The 8,427-nt window shown below is 66.3% G+C and carries 8 protein-coding genes and 1 pseudogene; 5 read left to right on the top strand and 4 right to left on the bottom strand.

Annotated features, from left to right (window positions below; translation table 11 throughout):
• Positions 1-1,115, bottom strand: a 1,115-nt coding sequence (locus Q1V87_RS14735; protein WP_300594496.1) for a class I tRNA ligase family protein, incomplete at its 3' end; no start/stop codon positions are given.
• A 271-nt stretch (positions 1,116-1,386) separates the two neighbouring features.
• Here Q1V87_RS14735 and Q1V87_RS14730 point away from each other — a divergent pair.
• The 4 genes from Q1V87_RS14730 to Q1V87_RS14715 all read left to right on the top strand — a co-directional run bounded on the left by Q1V87_RS14730 (position 1,387) and on the right by Q1V87_RS14715 (position 5,601).
• Entirely contained in the window at positions 1,387-2,010 is a 624-nt protein-coding gene (locus Q1V87_RS14730; protein ID WP_300594493.1) for a pentapeptide repeat-containing protein, read from the top strand.
• On the top strand, positions 2,007-2,570 hold the full coding sequence (locus Q1V87_RS14725; RefSeq protein ID WP_300594490.1) for a GNAT family N-acetyltransferase: 564 nt from the start codon (positions 2,007-2,009) through the stop codon (positions 2,568-2,570). Before Q1V87_RS14730 ends, Q1V87_RS14725 begins: the two co-directional genes overlap by 4 nt.
• 210 nt (positions 2,571-2,780) lie before the next feature.
• Positions 2,781-5,348 carry a valine--tRNA ligase gene (valS, locus tag Q1V87_RS14720; protein WP_300594487.1) on the top strand — a complete coding sequence of 856 codons (2,568 nt, stop codon included), beginning with the start codon at positions 2,781-2,783 and terminating at the stop codon, positions 5,346-5,348.
• A gap of 1 nt (position 5,349) precedes the next feature.
• Complete coding sequence (locus tag Q1V87_RS14715) at positions 5,350-5,601, top strand: hypothetical protein (protein ID WP_300594484.1); 252 nt, start codon at positions 5,350-5,352, stop codon at positions 5,599-5,601.
• A 7-nt stretch (positions 5,602-5,608) separates the two neighbouring features.
• Here the strand turns inward: Q1V87_RS14715 and Q1V87_RS14710 are convergent, their stop codons facing one another.
• The 3 genes from Q1V87_RS14710 to Q1V87_RS14700 are packed head-to-tail and all read right to left on the bottom strand — an operon-like array spanning position 5,609 to position 7,739.
• Positions 5,609-6,907, bottom strand: a complete 1,299-nt coding sequence (locus tag Q1V87_RS14710; protein ID WP_300594481.1) for an MFS transporter — start codon at positions 6,905-6,907, stop codon at positions 5,609-5,611.
• Positions 6,904-7,128 carry a hypothetical protein gene (locus tag Q1V87_RS14705; RefSeq protein WP_300594478.1) on the bottom strand — a complete coding sequence of 75 codons (225 nt, stop codon included), beginning with the start codon at positions 7,126-7,128 and terminating at the stop codon, positions 6,904-6,906. Before Q1V87_RS14705 ends, Q1V87_RS14710 begins: the two co-directional genes overlap by 4 nt.
• On the bottom strand, positions 7,125-7,739 hold the full coding sequence (locus Q1V87_RS14700) for a helix-turn-helix domain-containing protein (RefSeq protein WP_300594475.1): 615 nt from the start codon (positions 7,737-7,739) through the stop codon (positions 7,125-7,127). Before Q1V87_RS14700 ends, Q1V87_RS14705 begins: the two co-directional genes overlap by 4 nt.
• Before the next feature lie 91 nt (positions 7,740-7,830).
• On the opposite strand from Q1V87_RS14700, the pseudogene Q1V87_RS14695 reads away from it, so the two are divergent.
• Positions 7,831-8,427 (top strand): annotated as a pseudogene (locus Q1V87_RS14695) (M3 family peptidase); the annotation flags it as partial.

Raw genomic sequence — 8,427 nt, 5'->3', positions numbered from 1 at the left:
ACGATGCCGGTGCCGTCGCTGGTCGTGACGTAGTCGTCGACGAGGATCTGCCACGCGTTCTGGGTGCCCCAGATCTCGGCATCCGCGTAGTAGTCGAAGAGCCTGTCGTACGAGACGCCGGCGAGTTCCGACCCCAGGATGCTGCGCGAGACCGCCGCGCGCGCATCCTCGACGCTCTCGTACCCGAGGTCCTTCGCGTAACCGGCGAGCAGGTCTTCGGCGAGCAGGTACTCGTGCGCGGTCGCCTCGACAGCGTCATCCACCTCCCCACCGGGCGCGCGATGAACATCGGCAGCTCCGTTCGGACCACCGGGGACCACGACGTACCGGATGTCGGGCCCCACCGCGAGGGCGAGGTTCGTCGGCAGGATCCACGGGGTCGTCGTCCAGGCGAGCGCCCGGACGGCGGTGAGCCCGAGCGCCTCGGCCTTGGCGCCGACCAGCGGGAAGGTGACCGTGACGGAGGGGTCCTGGCGCATCTTGTAGACGTCGTCGTCCATGCGCAGCTCGTGGCTCGACAGCGGGGTCTCGTCGCGCCAGCAGTAAGGCAGCACCCGATAGCCCTCGTACGCGAGCCCCTTGTCGTAGAGGCTCTTGAACGCCCAGAGCACCGACTCCATGTATCCGGTGTCGAGAGTCTTGTAGCCGCGCTCGAAATCGACCCAGCGCGCTTGGCGGGTGACGTAGTCCTCCCACTCGTGGGTGTACGTCAGCACCGACTCACGAGCCTTCGCGTTGAACGCGGCGATGCCCATCTGCTCGATCTCGGCCTTCTCGGTGATGCCAAGTTGCTTCATCGCCTCGAGTTCGGCGGGAAGGCCGTGCGTGTCCCACCCAAAGACACGGTCGACCTTCTTGCCGCGCATGGTCTGGAAGCGAGGGAAGAGGTCCTTGGCGTATCCCGTCAGGAGGTGCCCGTAGTGCGGAAGACCGTTCGCGAAGGGCGGGCCGTCGTAGAAGACCCACTCCTCGGCACCGTCGCGCTGCGCGATCGAGGCGCGGAAGGTGTCATCCTGCTTCCAGAACGCGAGCACGTCACGTTCAATCGCGGGAAAGCGCGGGCTCGGCGAAACGTCGGCAGCGGGTCCGAAGGCGGAGGGGCGGGGGTAGCTCATGTCATCTCGCAAGGGTCACGGACTGTTGCGCCGGGACGATCCTCGCGGACCGCGGTACCACCCTGCGTGCTCTTCCGGTCTGCGTCCGGTCGAGCCCCTCTCACTGCGGCTATGACGGGCCTGACCCGCTCGGTTCTACTGGGCCCCTCGCGGGACGGTTCTTCCGAGAGCTCCCCGGTGATGGCCGGATCGGTGCTGATTGCTCAATTCTAGCGGCGCCTAGGGTGGATGCGTGCCTCGTTCTCGATCCACCGGACCGCTGCCACCTCGAGTGAGCAGCCCCGACCTACCGCGGGTCCTCGAGCCCGCAGAGACGCTGACAGGTCACGACGAGGTCATCGGCGCGAGGCTGGCCCCGCTTCACGGCGACGTCGACGCATCCTTCGGCCGAATCGCCGAGTGCGCCATCCCGGATGCCGACCTCGATGCCTTCACCCTGACGGGCGCATCCCTGCGCGATGTGCTGATCAGCGGCATCCGTGCGACGCGGCTGATCGCGCCGGGCAGCGCCTGGCGAACCGTGACGATAGACGGTGGCCGGCTCGCAACTCTCGAACTCAGCGGGGCCGAGCTCGACAGCGTCGAGTTCCGCGGCTTACGCATCGACTACGCGAACCTCGCTCTCGCGACGCTGAGCGACGTTCGGTTCGTGGACTGCCGCTTCGGCTCGCTCGACCTCCCCGAGGCATCCCTCGATCGCGTGCAGGTCTCCGGATGTCACGCCGACGAGGTCGACTCTCGAAGCCTGCGCAGCAAGAACCTCGATCTCCGTGGTCTCGAGGCGCTCTCGTTCACAGACCCTGCTGGGCTCAGCGGTGCGACGCTCTCGCCCCGCCAGATCGAACACCACGCAGCATCCTTCGCTGCAGCTCTCGGCATCCGGGTGCTCGAATGAAGAAGGCGACGGATGCCTTCGCCGGGCTGCACACCCCACGGCTGCGGCTGCGGCCACTCACTCTCGAGGACAAGCCCGCTCTGCACCGCGTCCTCGGTGACGAGATCGCGATGGCCGCCTACGAGCACGGCTTCTCGCCAGACGAGACCGTGGACTGGATCGCGCGGCAGCTCGCGCGCTACGAACGCGACGGCATCGGACTCTGGGCCATGGTGGATGCTCGCACCGGCGAGCTGATCGGAGACTGCGGCCTCACGATCCAGGCCGTGGGTGAAGCTCAGGTCATTGAGGTCGGCTACCACCTGCTTCGGGAGCGTTGGGGCCACGGATACGCGACCGAGGCGGCATCCGCGTGCCTCGACTGGGGCTTCGCCCATCTCGACGTCCCCGAGATCTACGCGAGGGTGCGCGATATAAATATCGCGTCGATGAACGTCGCCATTCGACTCGGGATGACGGTGCGCGAGCGCTTCACCATCCGCTACCGCGACATCGACATGCCGCATCTGGCATTCGCCATCACCCGCGAGGACTGGCACTCTCGGCATCCGTTGCCCTGATCCCGCTGCTTATCCGGGACCCCAACAGTCACGAGAATCCGATCCGGCGCCCCGAGCGCGGCGCCCCAGCAGATTCTCGGCGCCGGAACGAATTGTCGCGCGGTCGGGGGGCGCTCACCGGCTCGACAGTGTTCGCCCCGGTAGAATCGAGGCGTATCCCACACTCAGGCACGCTCACACAGTGCCGCACATATCGCCCAAGGAGACCCCATGGCCGCAGTTCCCGACAAGCCCGCCCTCGAGGGTCTCGAACAGAAGTGGGATGCCGCCTGGACGGATGCCGGCACGTACGGCTTCGACCGGGCTCGCGCTGCAGAAGTTGGCCGGGCCGGGGTCTACTCCGTCGATACTCCCCCGCCGACGGCATCCGGGTCGCTCCACATCGGCCACGTGTTCAGCTACACCCACACCGACGTGAAGGTGCGCTTCGAACGGATGCGGGGCAAGACCGTCTTCTACCCGATGGGCTGGGACGACAACGGCCTGCCCACCGAGCGCCGCGTGCAGAACTACTACGGTGTGCGCTGCGATCCTTCACTCCCCTATGACGCCGACTTCACTCCCCCGTACGAGGGCGGTGACAACAAGAGCAGCAAGGCCGCTGACCAGGTGCCGATCAGCCGCCGCAACTTCATCGAGCTGTGCGAGAAGCTCACTGTCGAAGACGAAAAGCACTTCGAAGACCTGTGGCGGATGCTGGGACTCTCGGTCGACTGGACCCAGACCTACCGCACGATCTCGGACGAGACGATGCGCACGAGCCAGCTCGCGTTCCTGCGCAACCTCGAGCGTGGCGAGGCGTACCAGTCGCTCGCGCCGACGCTGTGGGACATCGACTTCCGCTCGGCGATCGCGCAGGCAGAACTCGAAGACCGCGAGCAGCCTGCCGCCTACCACCGACTCGCCTTCCACAAGAGCGACGGCAGCGGAGACATCCACATCGAGACCACGCGTCCCGAACTCCTCGCCGCGTGTGTCGCGCTGGTGGCACACCCCGACGACGAGCGTTACCAGCCCGCATTCGGCACGACCGTGCGGACGCCGCTGTTCGACGTAGAAGTGCCGGTGCTCCCGCATCCGCTCGCGCAGCCAGACAAGGGCTCGGGCATCGCGATGATCTGTACCTTCGGCGATGTCACCGACATCATCTGGTGGCGCGAACTCGATCTCCCCAACCGCACGATCATCGGCATGGATGGCCGCATCATCGCCGATGCTCCCGAGGTCATCACAACGGATGCCGCGCGTGCCGCCTACGCGGAGCTTGCAGGCAAGACCGTCTTCAGCGCCAAGAAGCGCGTCGTCGAGCTGCTGCAGGAGTCGGGAGAGCTCATCGGCGACCCGAAGCCCTTCACCCACCCCGTCAAGTTCTTCGAGAAGGGCGACCGCCCCCTCGAGATCGTCTCGACGCGCCAGTGGTACATCCGCAACGGCGCCCGCGACGAGGCGCTGCGCGAGAAGCTCATCGCCCTCGGCAAGGAGCTGGCGTGGCATCCGGACTTCATGCGCGTGCGCTACGAGAACTGGGTCGGCGGCCTCACCGGAGACTGGCTCGTCTCGCGCCAGCGCTTCTTCGGGGTGCCAATCCCTGTCTGGTATGGCCTCGACGAGAACGGTGAGCGCGACTACGACCGCGTGCTGCTTCCCACTCACGACCAGCTTCCCGTCGACCCCACCACCGACGTTCCCCCGGGATACACCGAGGTTCAGCGCGGCGTCCCCGGCGGTTTTGAGGGAGAGCGCGACATCTTCGACACCTGGGCCACCTCGTCGCTCACGCCGCAGCTGGCTGGCGGTTGGGAGCGCGACCCCGAGCTGTGGGATCTCGTCGCCCCGTTCGACCTGCGCCCGCAGGGTCAAGACATCATCCGCACCTGGCTGTTCTCGACGATGCTGCGTAGCGCGCTCGAAGACGGCCGCGCGCCGTGGAGTGACGCCGCGATCTCGGGGTTCATCGTGGACCCCGACCGCAAGAAGATGTCCAAGTCGAAGGGCAACGTGGTGACGCCCGCCGACATCCTGGAGCAGCACGGATCGGACGCCGTGCGCTACTGGGCTGCATCCAGCCGCCTGGGCACGGATGCCGCGTTCGATCCGCAGAACCCGACGCAAATCAAGATCGGTCGGCGCCTCGCGATCAAGATCCTGAACGCCGCGAAGTTCGTCCTCTCGTTCCCCGTCCCGGACGGCGCGCAGATCACTCATGCGCTGGATGCCTCGATGCTCGCGACGCTCGATGGCGTCGTGCGCGATGCAACGGCAGCGCTGGATGCCTACGATCACGCCCGCGCGCTTGAGCTGACCGAGTCCTTCTTCTGGACCTTCTGCGACGACTACCTCGAGCTCGTCAAGGAGCGAGCCTACGACCAGACCGATGTCGGTCAGGCATCCGCCGCCCTTGCCCTGCGTATCGCACTCTCGACGCAGCTGCGCCTGCTCGCGCCCATCGTTTCCTTCGCAACGGAAGAAGCCTGGTCGTGGTTCGAGGAGGGTTCGATTCACACGGCAGCATGGCCCGAGCCGCTCGGCATCGACGGCGACCCCGCCGTGCTGACCGCTGTCGGTGCGGCACTCATCGGCATCCGTCGCGCGAAGACCGAGGCGAAGGCCTCCCAGAAGACGCCGGTCACGTCGATCACGCTCGGCGCACCGGCTGCGACGGTGGAGCGACTCAAGCTGGCAGAGGGCGACCTGAAGGCCGTGGGGCGCATCGCCTCGATCACCTACACGGATGCCGAGAGCACGACCGTCGCATCCATCGAACTCGGGGAGGCGTGAGATGCAACTCGGAACCCGGTGGGCCCTGGGCACGGAACCTCCGCAGGCCGTACCCGAGGTCCTGCGCGCACAGATCACCGCTGTCGAGGAGCTGATCTCTGCCGGGCAGCTCGCTCAGGAACCGACACCGCGTTGGACACTCACGTGGCTCGAGGGGCGACCGATCGCTGAACTCGACACCGGCGTGATCGTGACGCTTGGCGCCGACGGCGAGGCGGTCGTGCACCATGATCCCGACGACGAGTTCGCCTGAGCGGAGGTCACTCCTCGTTCGCTGACACCCGGCTCGCTGCCAGAAGAAGTCGCGCGGCGGCGAGGGCAGCGATGATCGTCACGACTGCAGCGATCACATAGGGGAGGCGAAGGTCCACGCGCGCGACCAGACCGCCGAGCATCGTGGCGATCGGGAACAGTCCCCAGGTCAGACTCCGGATGATACCGAGCACCCGACCGAAGATGTCGCCCGGAATGATCATCTGCCGCAGCGCCCCCCAGGGGACGTTCCACAGCGAGACCGCGAAGGCCATTCCTGCGTAGGCCACGATCGCGCTGACCACCTCGGGGGCGATTCCCACGAGCGCCAGGCACACCCCTGCGCCGAGATTCGCGACCAGCATGACAGCGCCCCGGCCGAAGCGGCGCACAAGTGCGGGGGCGACCAGGGAGCCCAGCAGCGCGCCGGCGCCGATTCCTGCGGTGACGAAGCCGATTGCGGCTGGCGCCACACCCTGTGTCTCGAGGAAGTAGAGAATCGTCGGCGCCTGTGCGAAGGCGAATGCGCCGCCAAGGATCGAGGTGAACACCACGAGCGCGCGCAGATAGCGGTGGCGCCAGAGGTACAGCGCCGCATCCTTGGTCGAGACGCGCTGCGGGTCAGATGCGGGAAGTCGCTCCCCAGGCGCCGCCACCTCGTCCGTCGCAAATTCTGCTTCCGCGGACCTGGAACCGCGTAAGGCGTAGGCAGCGGAAACCGGCAGCATGAGCGCCAGGGCGATCGGGACCAGATACCCGATCGAGCCAACCCAGAGCGGGAGCACGAGCGAGATCGCGAACAGCACACCCGCAATGGGCTGGGCAACGAAACTGTCGATCGTGATCTGTGCAGCCTGAATGCGGCTGTTCGCACGGTCCAGCCCCGGTCTGCCGACCAGCGAGGGGATCACGGCATTGGTCGCGTTGTCGAACAGGGTTTCACCGATGCCGAAAACCACAGTCGCGACGAGCAGATGCCACAGCTCAAGATGACCTGTCGCGGTCAGAGCGGCAAGGGCCACCGCAACGGCGCCGCGCAGCACGTTGGCAGAGGCCATGACCCGGCGTCGATCGAACCGGTCGACGATCATGCCAGCGGGAAGCCCGAAGAACAGCCAGGGAACGAAGGCCAGCGCTCCCACCGCGGCAATGGCGACCGGGTCCCGCGTCAGGGTCGTTGCGATGAGCGGGACGGCCGTGCGTCCGACCCCGTCAGCGAGGTTACTGAATGCCGCAGCGGTCCAGAGCTTCCCGAAGTCCCGGCCGAGCGGAAGCTGACGCCGGACGGGGCTCGAGGCGACAGTCATCGCGGCAGGATGCCGACATGGGCGCCGGCGCAGGCATCCGCACGCCCCTCGGCGTACGCGCTTAGTGCAGCGTGCCGGATCGGACGGGTCGATGCCCGCCGTCGAACCCGCACTTCGATGTCTCGTTCCAGTGCTCGCAGAACGACCAGCGCCGCCCGCTCGATCGCGCTCGGTTGCACCTGGTCGCAGTGGGCCGCCGCCACAGTGCTGATGGTGGTCATGATTGCTCCGGGTCTGTCAGGGGGAACACGTCGGTTCGGATGGTGAACGGTCGCACTCCCTCGCCTTGCTGTTCGCGGTAGCGCGCGACGTACGAGTCGATGACGGCCTCGAGTTCATGGCCGAGCTCCTCGAACTGCGCATCCGTCAGTCGAACGGTGGCGGTGCTGAGCATCGCCGTCCACTCGTCGGGATCCTTGCGAATCTGGCGCGCTATGAACTCCTCGAGCTGCCTGTTACGGCGTCGATAGAACTCGCTGATCACAACCTGGCTCGCGGCGCGGCCCGCAGGACTTCTGACGGCCGTAGGGCTGGTCATCGACACCGCGCCCTTGGGTCGTTCCCACCAGCGCTCGCGTCCCGTGCCTCGATCGGGAACCTCGCGAATGAGGTCGTGTTTGGCGAGCGCACGCAGGTGATAGCTCGTCGCCCCGGACGACTCCCCCAGCTGCTCCGCCAGCGAGCTCGCCGTCTGCGGCCCGAACTGACTGAGGATGTCGTAGATCTCGACACGAAGCGGATGCGCAAGCGCGCGCAGCGCGCCGACATCCAGCTCACGCGCCTCACCGATGCGCGGGGGCACATCACCCGCGTCGTCTGGCGATCTGTTCACACCTCCACGATAAGACCGCAAAGCTTTCTTTGCAAGTATTCGTTTGCAAAGGTTGGTTTGCGGTACGGATCCGAGGAGATAGGTTGGGTCCATGACCGACGTCGACATGTCGAACCCTCTTCTTGCCGCAAGCTCGCTCCCCTACCGACTCCCGGACTACCGGGCAATCCGACCAGAGCACTACCTGCCGGCGTTCACCGAGGCGTTCGCCGCGCATCGACGTGAGATCGACGCGATCGTCAATGTCGCCGCCGCCCCGACTTTCGAGAACACGCTGGTGCCCCTCGAGCGCAGCGGCGAGCTGCTCCACGATGTGGCATCTGCCTTCTACACGGTGTCGTCCGCTGACGCGACGCCAGAGATCCAAGAGATCGAAGAAGCGCTGGCCCCCTTGATGGCAGCGCACACGGATGCCGTGCAGTTGAACGCTGAGCTCTATCGACGCATAGCGAGCGTGCATTCCCAGCTGGATGATCTCGGGCTCGCGCCCGAGGATCGCTACCTTGTCGAGCGCCACTACCGCGAGATGACCCACGCAGGCGCAGGCCTCGACGAAGCCCAGAAGGCGCGCCTCACGGAAATCAACGGTCGCCTCTCAACACTCACCACAACGTTCGAGAAGAATCTGCTCAACGACACAAATGATCTCGCCGTCGTGTTCGACGACGTCACCGAGCTCGATGGACTC

It is taken from the genome of Microbacterium sp. (genome assembly GCF_030149085.1).
GTDB lineage: Bacteria > Actinomycetota > Actinomycetes > Actinomycetales > Microbacteriaceae > Microbacterium.
This window is presented reverse-complemented; position numbering and strand designations above follow the sequence as displayed.

Coding starts and splice junctions, on each gene's coding strand:
- valS (WP_300594487.1), top strand. CDS start 2,781: ATGGCCGCAGTTCCCGACAAGCCCGCCCTCGAGGGTCTCGAACAGAAG.
- Q1V87_RS14710 (WP_300594481.1), bottom strand. CDS start 6,907: ATGACTGTCGCCTCGAGCCCCGTCCGGCGTCAGCTTCCGCTCGGCCGG.
- Q1V87_RS14715 (WP_300594484.1), top strand. CDS start 5,350: ATGCAACTCGGAACCCGGTGGGCCCTGGGCACGGAACCTCCGCAGGCC.
- Q1V87_RS14725 (WP_300594490.1), top strand. CDS start 2,007: ATGAAGAAGGCGACGGATGCCTTCGCCGGGCTGCACACCCCACGGCTG.
- Q1V87_RS14705 (WP_300594478.1), bottom strand. CDS start 7,128: ATGACCACCATCAGCACTGTGGCGGCGGCCCACTGCGACCAGGTGCAA.